The 22,829-nt window shown below is 72.0% G+C and carries 19 protein-coding genes; 12 read left to right on the top strand and 7 right to left on the bottom strand.

Annotated elements, in window-relative coordinates:
- Nucleotides 1-2: 2 nt before the first annotated feature.
- Nucleotides 3-1,235, top strand: a complete 1,233-nt coding sequence (locus tag AB0J06_RS14775; protein ID WP_357428556.1) for a cation:proton antiporter — start codon at nt 3-5, stop codon at nt 1,233-1,235.
- A 166-nt stretch (nt 1,236-1,401) separates the two neighbouring features.
- Entirely contained in the window at nt 1,402-1,833 is a 432-nt protein-coding gene (locus AB0J06_RS14770) for a hypothetical protein (protein ID WP_357428554.1), read from the top strand.
- 87 nt (nt 1,834-1,920) lie between these two features.
- Here AB0J06_RS14770 and AB0J06_RS14765 read toward each other — a convergent pair whose 3' ends face one another.
- The 5 genes from AB0J06_RS14765 to dnaK all read right to left on the bottom strand — a co-directional run bounded on the left by AB0J06_RS14765 (nt 1,921) and on the right by dnaK (nt 6,660).
- Nucleotides 1,921-2,124 (bottom strand): hypothetical protein, encoded by a 204-nt coding sequence (locus AB0J06_RS14765; RefSeq protein WP_357428552.1) that lies wholly within the window; start codon nt 2,122-2,124, stop codon nt 1,921-1,923.
- A 137-nt stretch (nt 2,125-2,261) separates the two neighbouring features.
- Nucleotides 2,262-2,693: a helix-turn-helix transcriptional regulator gene (locus AB0J06_RS14760; RefSeq protein WP_357428550.1), complete on the bottom strand. Its 432-nt coding sequence runs from the start codon at nt 2,691-2,693 to the stop codon at nt 2,262-2,264.
- Between the two features lie 5 nt (nt 2,694-2,698).
- Nucleotides 2,699-3,913: a molecular chaperone DnaJ gene (gene dnaJ / locus AB0J06_RS14755; protein ID WP_357428548.1), complete on the bottom strand. Its 1,215-nt coding sequence runs from the start codon at nt 3,911-3,913 to the stop codon at nt 2,699-2,701.
- A gap of 106 nt (nt 3,914-4,019) precedes the next feature.
- Nucleotides 4,020-4,748: a nucleotide exchange factor GrpE gene (gene grpE / locus AB0J06_RS14750; RefSeq protein WP_357428546.1), complete on the bottom strand. Its 729-nt coding sequence runs from the start codon at nt 4,746-4,748 to the stop codon at nt 4,020-4,022.
- 37 nt (nt 4,749-4,785) lie between these two features.
- Nucleotides 4,786-6,660: a molecular chaperone DnaK gene (gene dnaK, locus AB0J06_RS14745; protein ID WP_357428544.1), complete on the bottom strand. Its 1,875-nt coding sequence runs from the start codon at nt 6,658-6,660 to the stop codon at nt 4,786-4,788.
- A gap of 546 nt (nt 6,661-7,206) precedes the next feature.
- On the opposite strand from dnaK, the gene AB0J06_RS14740 reads away from it, so the two are divergent.
- The 4 genes from AB0J06_RS14740 to AB0J06_RS14725 are packed head-to-tail and all read left to right on the top strand — an operon-like array spanning nt 7,207 to nt 12,087.
- A complete protein-coding gene (locus AB0J06_RS14740; protein WP_357428695.1) occupies nt 7,207-8,970 on the top strand; it encodes a GTPase domain-containing protein in 1,764 nt (587 codons plus the stop codon).
- Nucleotides 8,971-9,007: 37 nt separating this feature from the next.
- The gene (locus tag AB0J06_RS14735; protein WP_357428542.1) at nt 9,008-10,699 is read left to right on the top strand and encodes a GTPase; all 1,692 of its coding nucleotides are present in this window, start codon (nt 9,008-9,010) and stop codon (nt 10,697-10,699) included.
- Nucleotides 10,696-10,851 carry a hypothetical protein gene (locus AB0J06_RS14730; protein WP_357428540.1) on the top strand — a complete coding sequence of 52 codons (156 nt, stop codon included), beginning with the start codon at nt 10,696-10,698 and terminating at the stop codon, nt 10,849-10,851. Before AB0J06_RS14735 ends, AB0J06_RS14730 begins: the two co-directional genes overlap by 4 nt.
- A gap of 9 nt (nt 10,852-10,860) precedes the next feature.
- Nucleotides 10,861-12,087 carry a hypothetical protein gene (locus AB0J06_RS14725; protein ID WP_357428538.1) on the top strand — a complete coding sequence of 409 codons (1,227 nt, stop codon included), beginning with the start codon at nt 10,861-10,863 and terminating at the stop codon, nt 12,085-12,087.
- Nucleotides 12,088-12,127: 40 nt separating this feature from the next.
- Here the strand turns inward: AB0J06_RS14725 and AB0J06_RS14720 are convergent, their stop codons facing one another.
- Nucleotides 12,128-12,577: a VOC family protein gene (locus AB0J06_RS14720; RefSeq protein ID WP_357428536.1), complete on the bottom strand. Its 450-nt coding sequence runs from the start codon at nt 12,575-12,577 to the stop codon at nt 12,128-12,130.
- Between the two features lie 84 nt (nt 12,578-12,661).
- Entirely contained in the window at nt 12,662-14,152 is a 1,491-nt protein-coding gene (locus AB0J06_RS14715) for a M28 family metallopeptidase (RefSeq protein WP_357428534.1), read from the bottom strand.
- Between the two features lie 347 nt (nt 14,153-14,499).
- Here AB0J06_RS14715 and AB0J06_RS14710 point away from each other — a divergent pair, with 347 nt between their 5' ends.
- From AB0J06_RS14710 to AB0J06_RS14685, 6 genes are all read left to right on the top strand, one after another.
- On the top strand, nt 14,500-15,285 hold the full coding sequence (locus tag AB0J06_RS14710) for a hypothetical protein (protein WP_357428532.1): 786 nt from the start codon (nt 14,500-14,502) through the stop codon (nt 15,283-15,285).
- A 621-nt stretch (nt 15,286-15,906) separates the two neighbouring features.
- Complete coding sequence (pdhA, locus tag AB0J06_RS14705; protein WP_357428530.1) at nt 15,907-17,091, top strand: pyruvate dehydrogenase (acetyl-transferring) E1 component subunit alpha; 1,185 nt, start codon at nt 15,907-15,909, stop codon at nt 17,089-17,091.
- Nucleotides 17,091-18,080: an alpha-ketoacid dehydrogenase subunit beta gene (locus AB0J06_RS14700; protein ID WP_357428528.1), complete on the top strand. Its 990-nt coding sequence runs from the start codon at nt 17,091-17,093 to the stop codon at nt 18,078-18,080. Before pdhA ends, AB0J06_RS14700 begins: the two co-directional genes overlap by 1 nt.
- A 5-nt stretch (nt 18,081-18,085) precedes the next feature.
- Nucleotides 18,086-19,528: a dihydrolipoamide acetyltransferase family protein gene (locus AB0J06_RS14695; RefSeq protein ID WP_357428526.1), complete on the top strand. Its 1,443-nt coding sequence runs from the start codon at nt 18,086-18,088 to the stop codon at nt 19,526-19,528.
- Between the two features lie 249 nt (nt 19,529-19,777).
- Nucleotides 19,778-19,918, top strand: coding sequence for a hypothetical protein (locus AB0J06_RS14690; protein WP_357428524.1), 141 nt, complete (start codon nt 19,778-19,780; stop codon nt 19,916-19,918).
- Nucleotides 19,919-20,308: 390 nt separating this feature from the next.
- Nucleotides 20,309-22,813, top strand: a complete 2,505-nt coding sequence (locus AB0J06_RS14685; protein ID WP_357428522.1) for a hypothetical protein — start codon at nt 20,309-20,311, stop codon at nt 22,811-22,813.
- Nucleotides 22,814-22,829: the final 16 nt, after the last annotated feature.

Raw genomic sequence — 22,829 nt, 5'->3', positions numbered from 1 at the left:
GGATGCACCACCCGACAGAGCTGCTCATCGAGGTCGGCGCGCTTCTCCTGCTGCTCGGGCTGCTCGGCCGCCTCAGCCGGCGGGTCGGGCTGTCACCGATCCCGCTCTACCTGCTCGCCGGTCTCGCGTTCGGACACGGCGGGCTGCTGCCCCTGCCGGCCAGCGAGGAGTTCTTCGCGGTCGGCGCCGAGATCGGCGTGGTCCTGCTCCTGGTCATGCTCGGCCTCGAATACTCCGCGAGCGAGCTGGTCGGCAATCTCCGGTCGGCCGCGCCGGCGGGGTTGATCGACGGACTGCTCAACGCACTGCCCGGGGCGGCGTTCGCGCTGATTCTCGGCTGGGGCTGGCTGACCGCCGTCGTCCTCGGCGGCATCACCTGGGTCTCCTCTTCCGGAGTGATCGCCAAGGTCCTCGCCGACCTCGGTCGGCTCGGTAACCGGGAGACTCCGGTCATCCTCTCCGTGCTGGTGATCGAGGACCTGGCGATGGCCCTCTACCTGCCATTGGTCACCGCGTTGCTCGCCGGCACGGGGCTGATCGGCGGCGGCGTCGCGCTGGTGGTCGCGGTCTGCGCCGTGATGCTGGTGCTCGTGGTCGCGATCCGATACGGGCACGCGATCTCCGCGATGATCTCGGTCCGCGACCCGGAGGCGCTCCTTCTCGCCGTGCTCGGGCTGACCCTGCTGGTGGCCGGCGTCGCCGCCCACCTGAAGGTGTCGGCGGCGGTCGGCGCCTTCCTGGTCGGCATCGCGCTCTCCGGTCCGGTCGCGCACCACGCCACCGAGCTGCTCTCCCCGCTGCGGGACCTGTTCGCGGCGGCCTTCTTCGTCTTCTTCGGGCTCGCCACCGATCCGCGCGACATCCCGCCGGTGCTGCTGCCGGCGCTGGGGCTGGCCATCGTCACGATGGCCACCAAGGTGCTCACCGGCTACGTCGCGGCGCGCCGGGTGGGGATCGCCCTCCCGGGACGACTCCGGGCCGGGCTCGGTCTGATGCCCCGGGGCGAGTTCTCCATCGTCATCGCGGGGCTCGCGGCGGGCACCTCCGGCATCGCGCCCCAGCTGGCCCCGCTCGCGACCGCGTACGTGCTGATCACCGTGGTGACCGGTCCGGCGCTGGCGCGCCTCCCCGACTTCCCCTGGTTCAAGCGGCTGTTGAAGCGTCGGGCGGCGGCCCGACGCACGCCGGCGGCGCAGACGGCGCAGACGGCGCAGACGGCGCAGACGGCGGACTAGGCACGGATATACCGACCGTTGGGATCGGGACACCTGCGGCGTTGATGAATAAGACGGTTGGCTCTTTCGCGTTTCGGTCACGGCGCGCTACCGTGTCGCGGCAGCAGCTAGTGGGGGTGCCCGGGCCGTCCCAGGTCCGACAGGCACGAGCGGAAGGTCGTTCCGGGTGAGCTTGCAGCAATCGGCGTTCCGCGGTTTCGCCAATCCCGTGGATCCGACCGCGGACGAACTGCGGGCATGGGCGTTCCAGCCCGACTCGGTGCCCCTGCAGTCGATGCCGAAGGACTGGGATCTGCTGGTCTCGGGTGACCGGCTGATCGGGACGCTCTTCGATCTGGCGATGGACCGGTCCTGTCCGGCGCGCCGGTTCGCGCTGCACTGTCTCTACATCTACGCGGCGGACGGCATCCGCACCAACTTCAAGGCCCACCCGCGCCGTCGGCTGCGCAAGCTGGTCGAGCAGGCGCAGGAGCTGGGCGACGAGCTGATGGTCACCTGGGCGCACAACACGCTCGCTCTGATGGCCAAGCCGCAACTCTTCGACTATCACGACTGGTGCGAGGGGGGCCTGGTGCGCAAGGCGCGCCGCCTCTCCTGAACGGTCGCGCTGTCGCGCACACGAAGAACGGGCCGGGACCCCCCGTGGGTCCCGGCCCGTCGCCTCGATCGTCGCCGTGAACCGGCGTCACGTGGCCGGCGGCTCGCGGCGTCTCTTGTCGAGCTGTCCCCGGCCGACGTCCAGCCCTCTGTCGAGGTGGTCGGGGTAGGTGCCGACGTCGGTCTCGTCGACATCGTCGCCTGCGGCGTCGCTGTCGCCCTTCGTCCGATCGGCACCGACCTTGTCGGCCGCCTTGTTCGCCATGTTCTTGATCGATTCAGCGATACCCATCGGGTCTCCCCTCAGCGCCGCTCGACGTCCGGAATGTTCCGTCCGAACCACAGGTGACGTTAGCCCACCTTTGCGGTTCCTGATCGCGAAACGACCGACAAGATTTCCGCAGGTCGGCACGCGCGCCGAACCACCCCCTACGGACGGGTCGGCCGCCAGACCACGAGCGCGTTCGAGACCCGTCCGGTCGGGACAAGATCACGGCGGGGGAAGGGCGCCATCGCCTCAAGCTCGGCCATCCGCTGGTAGGCCGCGGCCAACTCGGTCTCCAGCTGGACCATCCGCTGCTGGAGCTCGACCACCGCCTGCTCCAGGTCGATGATCCGCTTGATGCCGGCCAGGTTGACCCCGTCGTCCTGACTGAGCCGCTGCACCTCGCGCAGCAGCGCGACGTCGCGCACGCTGTAGCGGCGCCCGCCACCGGTCGCCCGGCCGGCCTGGACCAGGCCCATCCGGTCGTACTGGCGCAGCGTCTGCGGGTGCATGCCCGCCATCCGCGCAGCCACCGAGATGATCAGGACCTTGGCGTCGGAGGCGGCTTCAATCGAGATCGTGACTTCCCCGTCCACCAGGCTCACCTCCTCGCCGGGTCGTCGAAGCGGCGCACCCGGGCATCCAGTTTCTCCCGAGGAGCCGGTGGGGTCTCAAGGGCCAGCTTCTCCAACGCCGCCCGCGCCTCGTCGGAGAGGTTCTCGGGGACCGTCACCTCGACGGTGACCAGCAGGTCGCCCGCCTGCCCGTCGCGCCGCGTGACGCCCTTGCCGCGGGCCCGCAGCGTGCGGCCGCTCGGCGTGCCCGGCGGCACCCGCAGGGTCACCGCGCCGTCCATGGTGGGGACCCGCAGATCGGTGCCGAACACCGCCTCGGCGAACGTGATCGGCACGGTCAGCGTCAGGTCGTCGCCGGACCGGCCGAAGAGGTCGTCGTTGCGCACCTTCACCAGCACGTACAGGTCGCCGGCCGGACCGCCGCGCTCCCCCGGCTCGCCCCGCCCGCTCAGCCGGATCCGTTGGCCGTCCGCGACCCCCGCGGGGAAGCGGACGTTGAGCGTACGGTTCTTCGTCACCCCGCCGGTGCCGAGGCACTCGGGGCACTTCTCCTCGACGACCGTCCCCACGCCCTGGCATTCGCGGCACGGCTCCGAGAAGCTGAACGACCCCTGGTTGCGGGTGACCAGGCCGGAGCCGCGGCATTGCGGGCAGGTGCGCGGTTGCGTCCCCGGCTTGGCCCCGTTGCCGTGACAGGTGTCGCAGACGCCCGGCGCGCGCAGGGTCAGCGGGATCGTGGTGCCGCGTACGGCGTCGGCGAAGTCGAGCACGACCTCCGCCTCCACGTCGCGTCCCCGCGCCGCGCCACGCGCGCGGGGGCCTGCCCCGCCGCCCGAGAAAATGGAGCTGAACAGGTCGGAGAAGCCCGCGCCGCCGAACCGCCGATCCCCCGCGCCACCGGCGCCCCCCGCGCCGGCGCCCTGGAAACCGCCGAACAGGTCGGTCGGGTCGAAGCCGCCTCCTCCCGCACCTCCAGTGCGCGCGCCGCGGCGGAAGGCGCCGGAGCCGAAGAGCGTGCGCATCTCGTCGTATTCTTTGCGCTTCCGCTCGTCCGCGAGGACGTTGTATGCCTCGGAGACCGCCTTGAACCGCTCCTCCGACGCCGGGTTGTCGGGATTGTGGTCGGGATGCAACTCGCGGGCGAGCTTGCGGTAGGCCTTTTTGATCTCATCGGCGGAGGCGGACTTGGCCACCCCGAGCACGGCGTAGAAGTCCTTTTCCAGCCAATCCTTGGAACTCACCGGGTCCACCTCCTCTGGTGTGCGACATCGATGAACAGATCGTCCTGCCGATCAGGGAGTTGACGGGGCAGGCCCGTCAACTCCCCGATCGGCGTGGCGCGTTGGGTCACTCCGGGTCGGCGACGGCGACCAGTGCCGGTCGCAGCAGCCGGTCGCCCAGTTGGTAGCCGCGGCGCATCACATCGATGCACGTCGGCTCGCTCACCTCACCCGAGGTGAGGTGGGCGACGGCCTCGTGCCGGGTCGGATCGAACGGGTCGCCCTTCTCACCGAACGCGCTCAACCCGAACTTGCCGAGCGCCGCGGTGAGCTGCTCGGCCACCGTGCCGAACGGCCCGACCAGGTCGCCGTGCTCCCGCGCCCGGTCCAGGTCGTCCAGGATCGGCAGCAGGGCGCCGAGCACCGTGGCGGTGGTCTGTTCGGCCGCCACCCCCCGGTCCCGGTCCACCCGCTTGCGGTAGTTGGCGTATTCGGCCGACACCCGCTGCAGGTCCCGGGTGCGCTCGTCGAGCTCACCGCGGAGCGCCTCCAACTCGGCGCCGAGCGGCCCCGTACCCCCGCCGGACGGCGCGGCTTCGGCCGCCTCCGTCTGCTGGCCGGTGCCGTTCCGCTCCGCCTCGGCGGCGACGCTCCCCTCGGTGGCCGATCCCGTTTCCGGAGCCGGCTCCTTGGCGTGTTTGCCCGCCCGGCCCGTGCCGCCCGACGGGTCGATCTTTCGCTTGTCGCGGATGACGACGCGCTCGGCGTCCTGGCCGTGGCCCGGACCGTCCGGCGCGGAGCCACCCGACGTCGAACCGGTGGTCTCCGGGTCGGCGCTTTGTGGCTTTTGCGTCATGCGGCTACCTCGCTCCGTTCAACGTTGGGACGACGGGTCACTTCTTGTCGTCCTCGTCGACGATCTCGGCGTCCACCACGTCGTCGGCGCCACCGCGACCCGCACCGCCGGGCGCACCCGCACCCGCACCCGCACCGGCACCCGCGCCGGCGTCGGCACCTGCGTCGCCCTGCTCGGCCTGCTGCGCGTAGAGCAGCGAACCGGCCTGCTGCGAGACCTGTGCCAGCTTCTCGTGCGCCGACTTGATCGCCTCGATGTCGGTGCCCCCGAGCGCGCCGCGCAGCTCGCCGAGCGCGTCGTTGATCTGGTCACGCGACTCCGCCGGAAGCTTGTCGCCGCTCTCGGCCAGGAACTTCTCGGTCTGCCACTGCAGCTGCTCGGCGAGGTTGCGGGTCTCCGCGTCCTCGCGCCGACGCTTGTCCTCGTCGGCGTGGTCCTGCGCGTCGCGCATCATCCGCTCGATGTCGTCCTTCGGCAGCGCGGAGCCACCGGTGATCGTCATCGACTGCTCCTTGCCCGTGCCGAGGTCCTTCGCGCCGACGTGCACGATGCCGTTGGCGTCGATGTCGAAGGTGACCTCGATCTGCGGCACGCCACGCGGCGCCGGCGGCAGCCCGGTCAGCTCGAAGGTGCCGAGCTTCTTGTTGTACGACGCGATCTCGCGCTCACCCTGGAAGACCTGGATCAGCACCGACGGCTGGTTGTCGTCCGCCGTGGTGAAGACCTCGGAGCGCTTGGTCGGGATCGTGGTGTTGCGCTCGATCAGCTTCGTGAAGATGCCACCCTTGGTCTCGATGCCCAGGCTCAGCGGGGTCACGTCGAGCAGCAGGACGTCCTTGACCTCGCCCTTGAGCACACCGGCCTGCAGGGCGGCGCCGACCGCGACGACCTCGTCCGGGTTGACGCCCTTGTTGGCCTCCCGCCCGGTCAACTGCTTGACCAGGTCCGACACCGCCGGCATCCGGGTCGATCCGCCGACCAGGATGACGTGGTCGACGTCGGCGACCTTGATCCCGGCGTCCTTGATCGCCTGCTCGAACGGGCCCTTGCAGCGGTCGAGCAGGTCCTGCGACATCCGCTGGAACTCGGCCCGCGTCAGGGTCATGTCGAGGTGCAGCGGGCCCGCCGCGCCGGCCGTGATGTACGGCAGGTTGATGCTGGTGGTGGTGGCCGCCGACAGCTCGATCTTCGCCTTCTCGGCCGCCTCGCGGAGGCGCTGCATGGCCATCTTGTCCTGCGCCAGGTCGATGCCGTGCTCGCCACGGAACGTCTTGACCAGGTGGTCCATGATCCGCTGGTCCCAGTCGTCGCCACCGAGGTGGTTGTCGCCACTGGTGGACTTGACCTCGATAACGCCCTCGGCCAGCTCCAGCAGCGAAACGTCGAACGTGCCGCCACCCAGGTCGAAGACGAGAACCGTCTGCTCCTTGGAGCCCTTGTCCAGCCCGTACGCGAGCGCGGCCGCGGTCGGCTCGTTGACGATGCGGAGCACGTTGAAGCCGGCGATCTCACCGGCCTCCTTCGTGGCCTGCCGCTGCGAGTCGTTGAAGTACGCCGGCACGGTGATCACGGCGTCGGTGATCGGCTCGCCCAGGTAGGCCTCGGAGTCACGCTTGAGCTTCATCAGCACCCGCGCGGAGATCTCCTGCGGGGTGTACTTCTTGCCGTCGATGTCGATCGACCAGTTGGTGCCGACCTCCCGCTTGACCGACCGGATGGTCCGGTCCGGGTTGGTCACCGCCTGCCGCTTGGCGACCTCGCCGACGAGCACCTCGCCATTGCGGGCGAACGCGACGATCGAAGGCGTCGTCCGCGAGCCCTCCGCGTTTGCGATGACGGTGGGCTCACCGCCTTCGAGAACGCTGACGCAGGAGTTCGTCGTGCCGAGGTCGATGCCGACCGCACGTGCCATGTTCGCTTCCTCGCTTCGTTCAAGAGCAGGTGCCGGGCACCGCCCGCAGCACACCCACCACAAGTTGAGTGGACCGGGCTCAATAGTGCCACGATGATCCGTGACGTCAAGTCAGGTTGAGTCGAGTACGCGCAACTTCGACCGGATGGCGGGTCGGCACGAGCCGCTGTTCCGGTTGTCGGCGTGGCATAGATCGGGCACGCTTTAGCAGTGACCACGCACGGCGAGCCCGCCGCAGACCCCGGCCGGGCCGCCGTCGTCCCGGATCCCCCCGACGACGGCGGCGCACCCGCTCCGGCCGCTCCGGCCACCGACGGCGACGGCGGCGCGCCCGCTCCGGCCGGCGACGGCGGCGCCGCTCCGCGCAGCGGCGGGGACGGAGACGGGCCCGTCCACGAGCCGGAGAGCAGCGACACCGACCCGACACCGGCCGCGCGGGCCGGGTCGGACGCGCGGACGGCCACGCCCACACCGACCGAGCGCCCGTCGACGCGGCAGCCCGAGGAGACAACCCCCACGGAGCCGCCCCAGCCCGGCCCCGACGACGTGCTGTCCGGGCTGCCGGCCGCGCTCACCCGACTGCGTACGACGGTGGCCGCCACGGCGTACCCGTTGGTCCTGCCCTCCGCCGACGACGCGCGGCGGGTCGCGCACGGCCTCGTCGCGCAACTCGACGACTATCTGCTCCCACGCCTCGACCGGCTCGACGCCCCCCTGCTCGTGGTGGTCGGTGGCTCGACCGGGGCAGGCAAGTCAACGCTGGTCAACAGCCTGGTACGGGCGCGGGTGAGCGCCGCGGGCGTGCTCCGCCCCACCACCCGCTCACCCGTCCTGGTGTGCAACCCCGCCGACTCCGGATGGTTCCGGCAGGGCGAACTCCTGCCCGGCCTGACCCGCGCCGCCGATCCCACCGACGAGCCCGACACCCTGCAACTCGTCTCGGCCCCCGCACTCACCGAAGGGCTGGCCTTCCTCGACGCGCCCGACATCGACTCGGTGGTCGACGCCAACCGGGCGCTCGCCGCGCAGCTTCTCGCCGCCGCCGACCTGTGGCTCTTCGTCACCACGGCGGCGCGGTACGCCGACGCCGTGCCCTGGGAGCTGCTGCGCACCGCGCGCGACCGGGGCACCGTGATCGCCCTCGTGCTCGACCGGGTCCCGCCGGACGCCGCCGACGAGATCTCCACGCACCTGTCCGAGATGCTCGCCGCGCACGACCTGGCGGCCGCACCGCTCTTCGTGCTGCCGGAGACCGAGGTCGACGGTCAGGGCCTGCTCCCGGAGCCGGTCACGGCGGAGCTGCGCGACTGGTTCGACCGGCTCGCCGCGGACGCGGGCGCCCGCGCCGCCGTGGTCCGGCAGACCCTCGACGGTGCGCTCGCCGCGCTCGCGCCGGCGGTCGCGGGGCTGGCGACCGCCGCCGACGACCAGGCCGCGGCGGCGACGACCCTGACCGACCGGGTACGCGGCGCGTACCGCGGCGCCCGACGCGGCGTCGAGCAGGCGATGCAGGACGGCCGGCTGCTGCGTGGCGAGGTGCTCGCGCGGTGGCAGGAGTTCGTCGGCACCGGCGAGCTGTTCCGGACGCTGGAGGCACGGATCGGCCGACTGCGTGATCGCGTCGTCGCCGCGGTGACCGGCCGGCCGGCACCCGAGCGGCAGCTCCAGTCCGCCATCGAGTCGCAGCTGGTGACGCTGCTGCGAGAGGCGGCGGCCGAGGCGGCCGAGAACGCGCACACGGGTTGGCAGGCCCACCCCGCGGGCGCCGCACTACTCGACCCGAGCCTGGCCCGGCCGAGCGACGACCTGCCGGAACGGGCCGAGCGGCTGGTCCGCGACTGGCAGCGTGACGTGCTCGAACTGGTCCGCGCCGAGGGCGGTGACCGGCGGTTCGTCGCGCGCTCCGCCGCGTACGCGGTCAACGCGACCGGTCTCGCGGTCATGATCGCCGTGTTCACCTCGACCGCGTTCATCCCGACCGGGCTCGAGGTGGCGGCGGCCGGAGGCACCACGGTCGCGGCGCAGAAGGTGCTTGAGGCGATCTTCGGCGACCAGGCGATCCGCAATCTGGCCAACAAGTCCCGCGAAGGGCTGATCACGCGCGTCAACGCGCTGCTCGACGAGGAGGCGGCGCGCTACACGGCGCGGATCGAGGCGGTGGGCGTCGCGCCCGCCGACGACGGGGACACGGCGGTGCAGGCCGGTCCCGGCGACGGTCTGCGGGTGGCGGCGGCCGAGGTCGAAGCGGCCCGGGCGGAGGCGCACCTCACCGACGGCACGCGCCTGGCGCTGCCGGGAGCATCGTCGTGACCGCGCGGGTCATCCGGGACACCGGCAGGGTCGCGTCATGACGGGGATCGTCGGAAGGGTGCGTGACGCCCTGCGCGGAGAGCGACCGGTCAGCCCCGACACGCTGATATCGCGCCTGGAGGCGGTGGAGCGGTTCCTGCGGGTGGTCGACGGGCACCTGCCGGAGGAGCGGCTCGTGCCGGCGCGCACCCTCGTCGAGCGGGCCGCGGCACGGCTGGCGCTCTCCCGCGACCACACCGTGGTCGCGCTCGCCGGCAGCACCGGCAGCGGCAAGTCGAGCCTGTTCAACGCGCTGGCCCGGCTGGAACTCTCCCCGGTCGGGGTTCGGCGACCCACCACCGGTGTGGCACATGCCTGCGTGTGGGGCCCCCTGGAGGGAGCCAACAAGCTGCTCGACTGGGTCGGCGTGCTTCCCCGGCAGCGGTACGTACGCGAGAGCGCGCTCGACGGAGACGACGAGGCCGCGCTGCACGGACTGGTCCTGCTCGACCTCCCCGACTTCGATTCCGTGGAGCGCGCCCATCGGCTGGAGGTCGACCGGCTCCTCGGCCTGGTGGACCTGGTCGTCTGGGTGGTCGACCCGCAGAAGTACGCCGACCGGGTGATCCACACCAGTTATCTCCGTGCGTTCCACCGGCACCGTGACGTGACCGTCGTCGTGCTCAACCAGGCCGACCGGCTGCCCCCGGCCGAGCTTCCCCGCGTCCTCGACGATCTGCGTCGACTGCTCACCGGCGATCAACTCGACGGGGTCCCGGTGCTGGCCACCTCGGCGGTCGATCAGACGGCGACCACCAACCTGCGCGCGTTGCTCGAACGCACCGTCACCGAGCGGCAGGCCGCGCTGCGCCGGCTCGCCGGCGACGTCGACGCCGTCGTCGCGGGCGTCGCCGACCTGGTCGGGCCGCCCGTTGCGGAGGACGGCGTGGACCGGGGCGCGGCGCAGCAGCTCAGCGATGCCCTCGCGGCGGCCGCCGGCGTACCGGTCGTCGCCGAGGCCACGGAACGCGCGTACCGGCACCGCGCCGGCGCGTCGACCGGCTGGCCGCTGGTGCGCGGGTGGCGGCGACTGCGGCCGGACCCGCTGCGCCGGCTGCACCTGCCCGAGCTCAACCGGGCCGGGGACGACACCGACCCGGCGCGGCCGATCGCCGCGACGTCCGTGCCGGGTCCGACGGCGGCACAGCGCTCCGCCGTCGCTCTCGCCGTACGGGGCGTCGCCGAGCAGGCCAGCGCCGGACTCCCCGCGTCCTGGCCGAACGCGGTCGCCGGGGCTGCCCGGTCCCGCCTCGACGACCTGCCCGACGCGCTCGACGGGGCGGTGGCGGCCACGGATCTCGGCGTCGATCGGAAACCCGTCTGGTGGCGGCTGGTCGGCGGGCTGCAGTGGCTCGTCACCCTCGCCGCGTTCGCGGGCCTCGGCTGGCTTCTGGTCGGCTACGGCGTACGGGTGCTGGGGCTGCCCTCGCTGGAGTACCCGATGGTGGGGCAGGTGCCGATGCCGACGCTGCTGCTGATCGGCGGACTGCTGCTCGGCCTCCTGATCGCCGGGCTCGTCCGGCCGGTGATCGGCTGGGCCGCGCGCCGGGCCCGACGCCGCGCCGAAACACGGCTCCGGGCAGCGGTGACCGAGATCGCCCGGAACTGCGTCGTCGCCCCGGTCCGGGCGGTGCTGCGCTCGTACGCCGAGGCGCGCGACGCCCTGACCGCCGCGACGTCGCAGCGGTGAGCGTTCGTCACCTCGCCGGACATCTGATCTTCCATTCGGGCGATCACGGCGGGTTGACCGGCATCGACCTCGTGGCGGCCCTCACCAGCCTGTCGCTCGGGGTGCTCCCCCCTGGCGCGCTGTTGATGCTCAACCGACGCCGATCGGCGTAGGGTCAATCCATGGCGACGCCTCAGACCCCCTATGACGCGGTGCTCCAGGCCGCCCGCGACGTCACCAAGCTCGACTGCGCGCTCGACGCCGAGATGCTCGGAGCGGCACTGTTGGGCAGCGTCTACGCGATCGCGGAGCAGGACCGCGCCGGCGCCATCCGGGACTTCGTCGGAGGGTTCCTCGCGGCGACCGGACGACGGCGCACCGCGGCGGCCACGACGATCCGCAACGTCTTCGCCACCCTCGTGCCCGATGCCGAGGGCGCCGCGGCGGTGAAGCCGGGCGCGCAGGCGCCGTCCTGGTCCGGACAGCTCGGCAAGGTGCGGTTGACCGGCAGCTACGCCTACGGCGATGTTTACGGCGACCAGACCTCCTACCTGGCCACCTTCGCGTACGACGACAGCGAGGCGGGCGGTCCCGAACACGCCGTCGTCGCCCTGATCGATCACAACATCGGCATCGCCAAGGACGTCTTCGTGGGCGGGTCGGCCGAGCGGATCCTCGGGCAGGTGCGCGAGATGTGCGCCACCGACGAGCTGACCTGGTTCCGGGAGGAGGACCCGGGGCGGCTGCGCGCCGAGGTCGCCCGCCACCTCAGCATCACCGACGAGCTCGGCGATCTGCCGGGAGAGGGCTCGCTCGCCACCGACCGTGCGCTGGCCGGCGTCCGCCTCGCGCTGCTGCCGGCGCCCGCCCCGATCGTCCTGGAGGGCGAGCCGGAGCCGCTGTCGGACCAGGAGCGGACGACGCTCGTACGCGCGTTCCTCGCCTCTCCGTCGGCGGCCCGCTTCGGGCTCCACGACGTCGGCGAGGCCGACCTGCCGTCGTTGCACTTCTGCCTCAGTCTGGTGCTCGACCACTCGGCGAGCCTGCCCGACCCGGATCCGATGCGCTGGAGCCCGGCCGTGGCGGGGCTCTTCCTGCTCGACTGGGTGCACCGGCGCGCGGTCCTCGACATGGACGATGCCGCGATGCTGCCCCGCGTGGTGCGTGGGTGGGCCGCCTACGCGAGCCAGCGGCGTGGCCTGCCGGAGCAGGCGGCCGAGCAGACAGACACCGCGATCGAGGAGATGGTCCCCGAGTTCGTCCGGCTCTACACGACCGGTGAGCGGCGCAGCCCCGCCACCGCCGCGGTGGCGCAACTCATCGCCGACGGGGTGGACCCGAACGACCCGGCGGCGTTGGACGCCTGGATCGAGGCCAACCGCCAGCGCCTCTCGGACGAGCCGACCTGACCGGGCGCAGCTGACCGGGGCGAGTGACCGGGGACGGGCGTCAGGCCACGCAGAACTCGTTGCCCTCCGGGTCGGCCATCGTCACCCACGTCCGGGGACCGAGCCGGCCGTCCCAGAGGGTGCGTGCGCCGAGCCGGCTCAGTCGCTCGATCACCTCGGCCCGCTGCTCCTCGCCGACGTGGAGGTCGAGGTGGACGCGGTTCTTCGCCGTCTTCGCCTCGGTCACCGCCTGGAAGAGCACCCGCCCCTCCTGCCCCATCCCCGAGTATTCGTCGACGGGGGCGGCGGGGTCGCGGATGGCTGATGCGGCTCGCCACCTCAGTCGCCCGTCCATCGTGGTGACGTCGGCGTCGCCGACCACACCGCCGTCGAGCAGGTCGCGGATCATCGTGGAGTGGTCCTCGACCACGTAGCCGAGCGCCTCGGCCCAGAACGCGGCGAGCCGGTGCGGATCCTCGGCGTCGAACGCGAGCTTGTACTTCACAGCCATACCGGCACGCTAACCGTGCCCTGCGACAGTTTTCCGAGTACCGGGAGGCGACGCACGCGCCGCCTCCCGGTACCGGACTGCTGGTCAGCTCTCCAGTTCGTGGCTGTGGTCGTGCAGACCGCCGCCGCCCTGGGCGGGCGCGGTGGAGCCGCTGGCCGGACCGTTGGTCGGGGTCGTCACGCTGCGGGTGTCGAAGGCGTACGTGATGACGGCGTGCGCGACCGCGTCCGACATCTCCTCGATGGCCTGCCTGCTGATGTTGTCGATGGTGTCGCACGCCTGGTGGTAACAGGGGTCGTAGGCCACCCCGGCGGTGCCGCCGTAGGCAGCCGCCTCCTCGGCGGTCTTGACGCCCTCGGCCCCCGTGAAGAGGCCACCGGACGGGATGTCGACGCCGGCCGCGATGAAGGGTCCGTAGTCGCTGCGACCCGAGAACGGCGTCTCGGCGGACTTCAGCCCCTGCGAGGCGAAGTAGTTGTGGAAGAGCGCCTCGATCGCGCCCGAGCCCGCCGGACCGGGAGCGGAACCGGTGCCGGGCGGGAAGGCCGAGTTGTCACCGTCGTAGACGAAGCGCACGTAGTTGGGCGAGCCGACCATGTCGAAGTTGAGGTAGAGCGCGATCTTGTCGCGCTCCGCCTGCGGCAGGTTGGCGATGTAGTACGTGGAGCCGACGAGGCTGGCCTCCTCCGCGCCCCACAGCACGAAGCGGACCTTGTTCTTCGGCAGCGTCCAGCGCATCTTCTCGGCGATCTCCAGCAGTGCCCCACTGCCGCTGCCGTTGTCGTTGATGCCCGGCCCCTCGGCGACGGAGTCGAGGTGCGCACCGGCCATCACGACGTTGTTGGGGTTGCCCCACCGTGATTCGGCGAAGATGTTCTCGGTCCTGGCCATCCCGCGGAAGGTGTCGGCCTGCACCCGCAGGCTCAGACCGCCCGCCACCTGTGCGACCAGTTCCTGGCCGAGCGCCTGCGTGACGCCGACCGCGGCGATGTCGCGGGTGAAGGTGTTGCCGAGCGTGCCGTTGAGGTCCCCCGTGGTGTTGTTGTAGATCACGACGGCGGCGGCGCCCGCGTCCGCGGCGTTGCCGGCCTTCTGCCCGAAGGGACAGGAACCGCGGCTGATGACGACGACCGTGCCGGCGTTCGCCGCACCGAAGTCCGTCGGCGCGCATCCCAGGCCGTCACCGGTCGGCACGGTCGCCCGGGCGGTGACATCACCGCTGCCCGAGTAGCTCATGACCCGGTTGGGCAGGTCGGCGGCGGGTGCCGGGGAGACCCGCTGCAGCACCGACGGCGCCTTGGGGATGAAGGTCTGGAACTCGAACGGTTGCCGGGTCACGCGGTAGCCGGCACGGCGGAACACCTTTTCGGCGTAGTCCACCGACTGGTCGTATCCCGGGCTGCCGGAAACCCGCGTTCCCCCGTTCCGGTCGGCGATCTTCTGCAGTTCCTTCAGATGTCCGATAACGCCGTTGGCGGTCACCGCCTTGCGCAGCGCCCGGGAGCCGATGTCCCGGGGATGTGCCTGCGCGGGCGGCTGTGCCACCACGACCGCCACGGTTACCGCGGTCGCCATGGCCAGTAGACCTCGGCCCGACGTGCCAATGGATAGAGCCACGCTGCCCTCCCGTTCAAGTCGTCCGGGGTCTCCGGACCTTGATCGACGTCGGTCAGCATAGTCACCGGTCGCTGCCGCGTGAACGGGGAAAACGGCGGTCATGCCGGGGGCCGAACGCATCGAAGGACCCGCCCGTGGGGCTCTTGCCGGGCAGGCACCGTCCACGTCGGACGTCACGGCTCGGGCGGCGGCGGGACGCCGGGCGTCAGCGCCGGGCGTCAGCGCCGGGCGTCAGCGCCGGGCGTCAGCGCCGGGCGTGGCGGTGGCCGCCGTGGCGGCGGTGTTCGTACTGACGGTGCGTCGACTTGCGCTTCGCCGCCGGGTGCCGCTTGGCGGTCACCTGCGGCTTACGCGACGCGTTCACCTGGGCCTTGCGCGACGCGTTCACCTGGGCCTTACGCGACGCGTTCACCTGGGCCTTGCGCGACGCGTTCACCTGGGCCTTACGCGACGCGTTCACCTGCGGCTTACGCGACTTCGCCGGCGCCGGTGCGGTCCGCGTTGAACGCGCCGGCTTGGCCCGCTGCGGCGCCTTCTCGGAGCGACCGGAGGCGCCGCTCGGAGAAGCCGACCGGCTCGGCCGCCAGGGCGCGGACGGCACGGCGGGCGGACGTGAGAGCGACGGTGACGAACACGGCGGCGGTATGGTCGGCCGGCAGCGCCCGGAACCTCGACCGCACCCGTGGTCCGACTCGTCGGACGACGCGCCGGAGGGCCGCGGGCCCGGCCGGCCCGACTCCTGCGGTCGCTCCGCCGACCGCGCGCCGGCCCCGTCCGTCCACTGCTGCGCCGTCCCGACGGATGTCGCCTCGCCGGGGCGCTGCGCCGACAAGGGCGGTCGGGGTGCGGACGCCGTACGCCAGCGGCTCGAAGCCAGGGCGGCGATCGGGTCTCCGCCCCGCCCGCCGAACGGGGGCGGGAGCACCGACGGCGGCAGCGGTACGACGACCGGGCCGTCCGACGGCTGCGGAATGAACGGTGTCGCGCCGCCGGGCAGGGCGGTGTCGCTGATGGTCGACGATCCGGCGCTGATCGCGGCCAGCACCGGCAGAGAGGTCATGACCACGAGCACGGAGACGATGAACGCGTAGCGACGGGTCGGGCCGGCCAGGCCATCGTCGGCGCGGTGCGCGCCGGCCGTCTGCCAGTAAGACCCGTGGCCGCCGTCGGATTCCCGGTGACGGGCCGATGTCGAGGCTAAGGGATCGTCCCCGTGGTCCGGCACGGTTGGAACTCCTCGTCGTCACGCAACATCCACCGGAAGGGCGCGAGCAAGTCGGCCCATCCGACTGTTGCAGGTCCGACCAACAGAGTGACGTAGTAACGCACAGTTGGCTAGTCATAAACAGCGTGTCATCGCGACAAGTTTCTGTCGCCCTCTGATCATACCAACTCAAATAGGTACATGTGCCGCAAAGACGGCAACGATTCCGACGGTGATCGAGGCCGCACTGTGGGCGGGCTCACCTCCTCTGCGAATATGGACCTGACGGCAACGCAGCCGTGGCCTCCCGCTTCACCAGCGGAAGCCGCGGGGCGGGGTCGGTGCTCCCGGACCGGATTCCGCCAGAACCCGGTCCACGCCGCGCGGCAACCCCCACCCGGGCTAGGCGTGGCAGAAGAGAGCCCGGTCCGGCACAAGCCGGCGGGCGCGGAGAGTTGCGTGGTCGGGACACCCCCGGGGCCGACGCACACATGACAGGGAGAGACGGATGGCGAAGGGCGACCGCGGGACCACCACCCGCGGCAGGCAGACCACAGCCCGGCCACGGCGGTCGGGAGCGGCGGGCGCCGCCGAGCCGGAACTGGTTCAGTTACTCACCCCGGACGGCGAGCGGGTCGAGAAGGTGACCGGCCCCGACGGGACCGAATACACCGTCGACTTCACGGACGAGGAATACCGCGGCCTCTACCGTGACCTCGTCATGGTGCGGAAACTGGACGCCGAGGCGACCGCGCTGCAGCGCCAGGGAGAACTGGGCATCTGGGCCAGCCTGCTCGGGCAGGAGGCCGCCCAGGTCGGTTCCGGCCGCGCCCTGCGCACGCAGGACATGGCGTTCCCCACCTACCGCGAGCACGGCGTGCTCTACTGCCGTGGCATCGACCCGATCATGCCGTTGGGTCTCTTCCGCGGGGTCGACCAGGGTGGCTGGGACCCCAACGAGTTCAAGTTCGGCACCTACACGATCGTGATCGGTGCCCAGACGCTGCACGCGACCGGCTACGCCATGGGCATCACGATGGACGGCAAGACCGGCGGCGACGACGGCGAGGCGGTCATCGCCTACTTCGGCGACGGCGCCACCTCACAGGGCGATGTCAACGAGGCCTTCGTCTGGGCCGGCGTCTTCAACGCCCCGATGGTTTTCTTCTGCCAGAACAACCAGTACGCCATCTCCGAGCCGCTGGAGCGGCAGACCCGCATCCCGCTCTACCGGCGCGCGGACGGGTTCGGCTTCCCGGGGATCCGGGTCGACGGCAACGACGTCCTCGCCACGTACGCGGTCACCCGCGCCGCGCTCGACAACGCGCGGCACGGTCAGGGCCCGACCCTGATCGAGGCCTACACCTACCGGATGGGCGCACACACCACATCGGACGACCCGACCCGCTACCGCATCGCCAGCGAGGTGGAGGCGTGGCAGGCCAAGGACCCGATCGCCCGAGTGCGGGCATTCGTGGAGAAGCAGCAGATCGCGGACGCGGACTTCTTCGCCGAGATCGACGAGGAGGCCCGGCGGGAGGCGGTGCGCCTGCGCGAACGCGTGCTGGCCATGCCCGACCCGGAGCCGGTGACGCTCTTCGACCACGTGTACGCCAACGGGTCGCCGCTGCTCGACTCGCAGCGCGAGCAGTTCAGCCGTTACATGGAGTCGTTCGAGGGGAGCGCCCACTGATGGCCACCGAGACTCTCACCCTGGGCAAGGCCCTCAACACCGGCCTGCGCCGCGCGCTCGAGAACGACCCCAAGGTCATCATCATGGGCGAGGACGTCGGCAAGCTCGGCGGCGTCTTCCGGATCACCGACGGACTGCAGAAGGACTTCGGCGACAACCGGATCATCGACACCCCGCTGGCGGAGTCCGGCATCATCGGCACGGCGGTCGGCCTCGCCATCCGCGGCTACCGGCCGATCTGCGAGATCCAGTTCGACGGCTTCGTCTACCCCGCGTACGACCAGATCGTGTCGCAGGTGGCGAAGATGCACTACCGCTCGCAGGGCAAGGTGAAGCTGCCGATCGTCATCCGGATCCCGTTCGGCGGCGGTATCGGCGCGGTCGAGCACCACTCCGAATCCCCTGAGGCCTACTTCGCGCACACCGCGGGGCTGAAGGTCGTTTCCTGCGCCTCGCCGCAGGACGCCTACACGATGATCCAGCAGGCGGTCGCGTCCGACGATCCGATCGTGTTCATGGAGCCGAAGCGGCGCTACTGGGAAAAGGGCGAAGTCGATCTCGACGCCCCGCTCACGTCGGCGTACCCCCTGCACAGCTCCCGGGTGGTCCGGCCCGGCCGGGACGTGACCGTGCTGGCGTACGGGCCGATGGTGCGCACCACGCTCGACGCCGCGACCGCCGCGGCCGAGGACGGACGCGAGCTGGAGGTCATCGACCTGCGCTCGCTCTCCCCGCTCGACCTCGGTGTGGTCTACGAGTCGGTGCGCCGCACCGGGCGCTGCGTCGTGGTGCACGAGGCGCCGTCCAATCTGGGCATGGGCTCGGAGGTGGCTGCCCGGGTGACCGAGGAGTGCTTCTACTCCCTCGAGTCCCCCGTGCTGCGGGTGACCGGCTTCGACACCCCGTACCCGGCGGCGCGCGTCGAGGAGGAGTACCTGCCGGACCTGGACCGGGTGCTGGACGCCGTCGACCGTTCGTTCGGGTGGTGACCGCGATGTCGCGGATCAAGGAGTTCAACCTGCCCGACCTCGGGGAGGGGCTCACCGAGGGCGAGATTCTCGCCTGGCTGGTGAAGGTGGGCGACACGATCGAGCTCAATCAGCCGATCGTCGAGGTCGAGACCGCGAAGGCGGCGGTGGAGATCCCGGCGAAGTGGGCCGGCCAGGTGCACGCGATCTTCCATCAGGCGGGCACCACGGTCGAGGTGGGCAGCGCCATCATCGCGATCGACACGCAGCCGGGCGCGGGCCCGGTTGAGCCGCAGGCCGACCTGCCGGCGCCGTCGGCGGCGTCGCTCGCCGCGGTGGAGGTGGCGCCGGCCGAGGGCGCCGTCGAGCCCGGTCTGATCGGTGGACCGGCGCCGGGTGGCCGCACCGCGGTGCTGGTCGGGTACGGCCCGCGGACGACTGCGGCCAAGCGCCGGCCCCGCAAGACCGACGCAACGCCGGCGGCTCCCGTCGATCGTGCGGTTGTGGCGCCTCCCAAGCCCGCAGATATGCCCACAGTCACGGCACCACGACTGCACGATCGCGGGACCCGCGCGGGCGGAGTGGTGCTGGCGAAGCCGCCGGTACGCAAGCTCGCCAAGGACCTGGGCGTCGACCTCACCGCGCTGACCGGGACGGGTCCGCTCGGCTCGATCACGCGGGACGACGTACAGCTGGCGGCGGCGGGCGCGGTCACGGCGCCCGAGCCGGCCCGCGCGACGGTGACCACGACGGCACCGTCCTTCGGTGCCGATCGTGAGCAGCGCATCCCGGTCAAGGGGGTACGCAAGCTCACCGCGGCGAACATGGTGGCCTCGGCGTTCAGCGCGCCGCATGTCACCGAGTTCCTCACGGTCGACGTGACCCGGTCCATGAAGGCGCTCGACCGGCTCCGGGCTCTGCCGGAGTGGCGGGAGGTGCGGGTCTCCCCGCTGCTGCTCGTCGCGAAGGCCGTGCTGCTCGCCGTCCGCCGGCACCCGATGGTCAACTCGACCTGGGCGGGCGACGAGATCGTCGTCAAGGAGTACGTGAACCTCGGCATCGCGGCGGCCACGGAGCGGGGGCTGATCGTGCCGAACATCAAGGACGCGGGTCGGTTGTCGCTGCGCGAGCTGGCCGACGCGATGACGGGCCTGGTGCAGACGGCGAAGACGGGACGGACCGCGCCGGCGGACATGTCGGGCGGCACGCTGACGATCACCAACGTCGGGGTCTTCGGCGTCGACACCGGCACGCCGATCCTGCCGCCGGGCGAGTCGGCGATCCTGGCCTTCGGGGCCGTACGCGAGATGCCGTGGGTGCACAAGGGCAAGATCCGGGTACGGCGGGTGACGACGCTGGGTCTGTCGTTCGACCACCGGATCATCGACGGCGAGCTGGGCTCGAAGTTCCTGCGCGATGTCGGCGCGTTCCTGGCCGATCCGGAGGCGACGCTGCTCGCCTGGACCTGATCACCGCTACTGGCAACGCCTGGCCGGCGTGCCCCGGACACCTCCGGGACACGCCGGCCTTGTCGTTTCCACCCACTGGAGTCACCCGGTAGAGCGACAGAAACGTCGGCTCAACCCCAGGCGCGGCTTTAAATTATTCAGTTCGTGGCTCAGCTCACCTAATAATCGATGGCACGGTGCGGTCCCGCTGCGGTCTAATGGATACAGACGACGACGGACCAACAACCGAATAAGCCCAAGGAGCACGCCATGAGCACCATGATCGACCGATTCCGCACCCGCCGGGACGCCACCCGCCGCGCACGGGCCATCGAGCGCGCGCTGCGTTCCGCCACCTCGCCGGCCGTGCGCAACGAGATCCTCGTGATCGCGCAGCGCTACTACGGCTGACGCCGGCACCGCCGCCAGGGCCGGGGACACCACCCCGCCGCGACCTGGCGGCACTCAGACAACTACTCCTCCTCCAGATCGATGACCCGTCCGGGCTGCCACCCGGGCGGGTCATCGGCATTTCGTGACGGCTGACACCGGGATTCCTCCCCGCAGGCGCGACCGGTACGGTTGGCGTCGGTCGCCATCCGGTCTCCCCCCCGACCAGAGTGGATCGAGCTTCCTCGACGGCACAGGGGCGTCCGGACGGTGACCCGCTGCCCGGACGGATCGGTCGTCGACCGGATACGTTCGGGGAGCGCGCACGGCCGATTCGCCGGCGTCGCTGGCAACCAGGCCAGGTACGCCGAGCGAAGCGGCACGGCTACACATGTCATGGAGGAGGCGCACATGACGTCCGAGGGCCTGCAGCACCCGGGTCAGGAGCCGGACGAGACCGCGCCGGGCAACGGCGGAGCGCCGCACGGCGGCCCGGCCACCCGCGCCGCGGAGCAGGTACGTCCGCAGGGCGACGAAGGCCCGGCGACGACCTCCGGCGGTTGGGCGACGACCCCGGCGCCGACCGGCTGGGAACCTGCGCCACCCGCGGTCGTCCGATCGGCCCCGGTCACGCCGTGGCCGGCACCCACGGGCGGGTTCACCCCGGCCGATGGCGAGTCGTCGCCGGTCGCACCCACCAGCCCCGGCTTCCCGCCCGACTGGGCCGCCTCACCGGTGCCCTACCCGCCCGCGCCCGCGTCTGCGGCGCCGTCGACCCCGACGCAGCCGACCTCCGCGCAGCCGGCCACCCCGCCCTCGGCCGCCGAGCCTCCGTACGGCACCCCCACCGACACCGAACGCCCGTCGTACGGCACCGCCACGGACAGTTCCGCTGGCGAGGGCGCGTCGTCTGCCGGATCGAGCGGCACGTCCGGACGGCAGAACCCGTGGGCAGCCGTCGCCGCCGATCAGGAGCCCTGGTCGGCCAGCGAGGCGTGGGGCACCGCGCAGTCCACGCCGCGGTCACGACCGGACGACTCCGCGTTCCCGCCCCCCATCGACGAGGCGACCACCGTCCCCGCGTCCCACGAGGGAATGGGCACGCAACCGCCCCCGCGGGACACCGGATCGGAGCTACCGCAGCGGAAGCGCGCTCAGTTCGAGCGTCCCGCGCAAGAGCCGAGCAGCGCCACTTGGCCCGAGGCGGCGCGCCCCGAGCCGGGCGGGCCGGAGGCCGTGCGTTCGGAATACGTGCGACCGGAGCCCGTGCGATCGGAGCCGGTACGCCCCGAGCCCGTGCGTTCGGAGCCCGTGCGTCCCCAACCGACAGCGGCCGATGCCGCGCAGGAAGGGTCGGGCGGCTACCAGGCGGCGCAGTCCGACGGCTCACGTTTCGACGCTCCGCGCGGGGACGCGGCAGGCACCGCGCCGACGTGGGATGAGCCCGCCGCCGCGCCCGGCTGGGACGAGCCGGCCGCCGCAGCCCCCACCTGGAATGAAGCGGCACGCCCCGAGCCGCGGCAGGAGGCCTCACGGCCCGAGCCGACCGGATATGAGGCATCACGGCCCGAGCCGAGCGGATATGAGGCATCACGGCCCGAGCCGAGCGGATATGAGGCATCACGGCCCGAGCCGAGCGGATATGAGCCGCCTCCGGCGGTACCGTTCGCGGGGACCCCGCTGCCCCTGCCACCCCAGGAGGTACGCGTCCCCGGCGCCGCCCTCGCCGCGTCTCCGCCCGACGATTTCGAGCCGGCCTACTCGCCTCGCCCGGCCACCGAAGCCCCCTACCGGGCCACAGCCGCCCCGCAGACCTTCAGGTCGGCCGCCCCGGAACCGCAGGACCAGGGCATGGCCGCGGAGCAGGCATGGGCTCCGCAGTCCCCCGCCGCCGAGCGTCCCGGATTCGATCCGGCGCACAGCAGCGCGTCCGTCGGTCAGCCCGTGCCGCATCCGCGCGACGCGGTCGAGCCGCAGGCGGCGGTTCCGGTGTCGCCGGCCGCAGAGCCCGCCCGGCCCGCCTCGGCATCCCGTGCGGTCTCCGCCAGCGCGTCCGTCCCCGTCGCGAGTCGCGTCACGCCCCCCGGCGACGAATCGGCCCTGCCGACCGCCATGCCGAGCCCGCAACCGCGGGTCTACGGCCGGCCAGCGGTGTCGGAGCGCTCCGAGGAGGAGTCGCAGTCCGGCTATGCGCCGCCGAGCACACCGCCGGCCTTCGGCAATCCCGGTCAGCGGCCGGTGTCGGGATCGGCTCGCGTCGCGCCTCCCCCGGCTGCTGTGCCCGCCCCGGCGGCGCCGGCGTTCGATCCGGTGGTGCACGGGCCGCGTTCGTACGATCCGCCGTACGCCGATCTGATCGACTCGGTCAGGCCGACCAGTCCCCCGGCCGGGTTCACCCGGCCCGGCGCTTCCGGCGACCGGGACCCCTCCGGACGCGGCGGCTACGACGCGCCGTTCCAGACCGCGCCGGCCGGCCCGATCCACCCGTCCCGCCCGACGGGGTCCGAGGCGCCCTCGTGGCCGGCGGAGGACCAGGACCAGGGCCGGTTCGATTCCTTCAAGCAGGAGGCCGAGCCGAAGGAGGAACCCAAGGCGGAGCCGGTGCCGCAGGTGCGCAATGGTCGGGTTCTGCTCGCCGTGCTCGCCGTGGCGGTGCTGCTGCTGGTCGTCCCGCTGGGCATCGTCTGGCTGGTCACGCAGCCCGCCGACGGGGGGTTCAACCCGAAGGTCGGAGACTGCGTCCAGCAGGCCGGCCAGAATGCCAAGCCCGTCGACTGTGCCTCGCAGGGCGCGTACAGCATCGTCTCGAAGGTGGACACCAAGGAGCAGTGCCCGGATCCGGGACAGCCCCACGTCATCGTGGAGGGCAACGGTAAGGACCAGGTGCTCTGCCTGAAGGACGCGGCCGCCGGGTAACCGACGGCGGCGCAAC

Origin of the sequence: Micromonospora sp. NPDC049679 (assembly GCF_040659735.1) — a bacterium.
Lineage (GTDB): Bacteria > Actinomycetota > Actinomycetes > Mycobacteriales > Micromonosporaceae > Micromonospora_I.
Note: the sequence above shows the minus strand (reverse complement) of the source record. Positions and strands in the feature narration are given on the sequence as shown.

Coding starts and splice junctions, on each gene's coding strand:
- AB0J06_RS14775 (WP_357428556.1), top strand. CDS start 3: ATGCACCACCCGACAGAGCTGCTCATCGAGGTCGGCGCGCTTCTCCTG.
- AB0J06_RS14765 (WP_357428552.1), bottom strand. CDS start 2,124: ATGGGTATCGCTGAATCGATCAAGAACATGGCGAACAAGGCGGCCGAC.
- grpE (WP_357428546.1), bottom strand. CDS start 4,748: ATGACGCAAAAGCCACAAAGCGCCGACCCGGAGACCACCGGTTCGACG.
- dnaK (WP_357428544.1), bottom strand. CDS start 6,660: ATGGCACGTGCGGTCGGCATCGACCTCGGCACGACGAACTCCTGCGTC.
- AB0J06_RS14735 (WP_357428542.1), top strand. CDS start 9,008: ATGACGGGGATCGTCGGAAGGGTGCGTGACGCCCTGCGCGGAGAGCGA.
- AB0J06_RS14725 (WP_357428538.1), top strand. CDS start 10,861: ATGGCGACGCCTCAGACCCCCTATGACGCGGTGCTCCAGGCCGCCCGC.
- AB0J06_RS14720 (WP_357428536.1), bottom strand. CDS start 12,577: ATGGCTGTGAAGTACAAGCTCGCGTTCGACGCCGAGGATCCGCACCGG.
- AB0J06_RS14715 (WP_357428534.1), bottom strand. CDS start 14,152: ATGGCGACCGCGGTAACCGTGGCGGTCGTGGTGGCACAGCCGCCCGCG.
- pdhA (WP_357428530.1), top strand. CDS start 15,907: ATGGCGAAGGGCGACCGCGGGACCACCACCCGCGGCAGGCAGACCACA.
- AB0J06_RS14700 (WP_357428528.1), top strand. CDS start 17,091: ATGGCCACCGAGACTCTCACCCTGGGCAAGGCCCTCAACACCGGCCTG.
- AB0J06_RS14695 (WP_357428526.1), top strand. CDS start 18,086: ATGTCGCGGATCAAGGAGTTCAACCTGCCCGACCTCGGGGAGGGGCTC.
- AB0J06_RS14690 (WP_357428524.1), top strand. CDS start 19,778: ATGAGCACCATGATCGACCGATTCCGCACCCGCCGGGACGCCACCCGC.
- AB0J06_RS14685 (WP_357428522.1), top strand. CDS start 20,309: ATGACGTCCGAGGGCCTGCAGCACCCGGGTCAGGAGCCGGACGAGACC.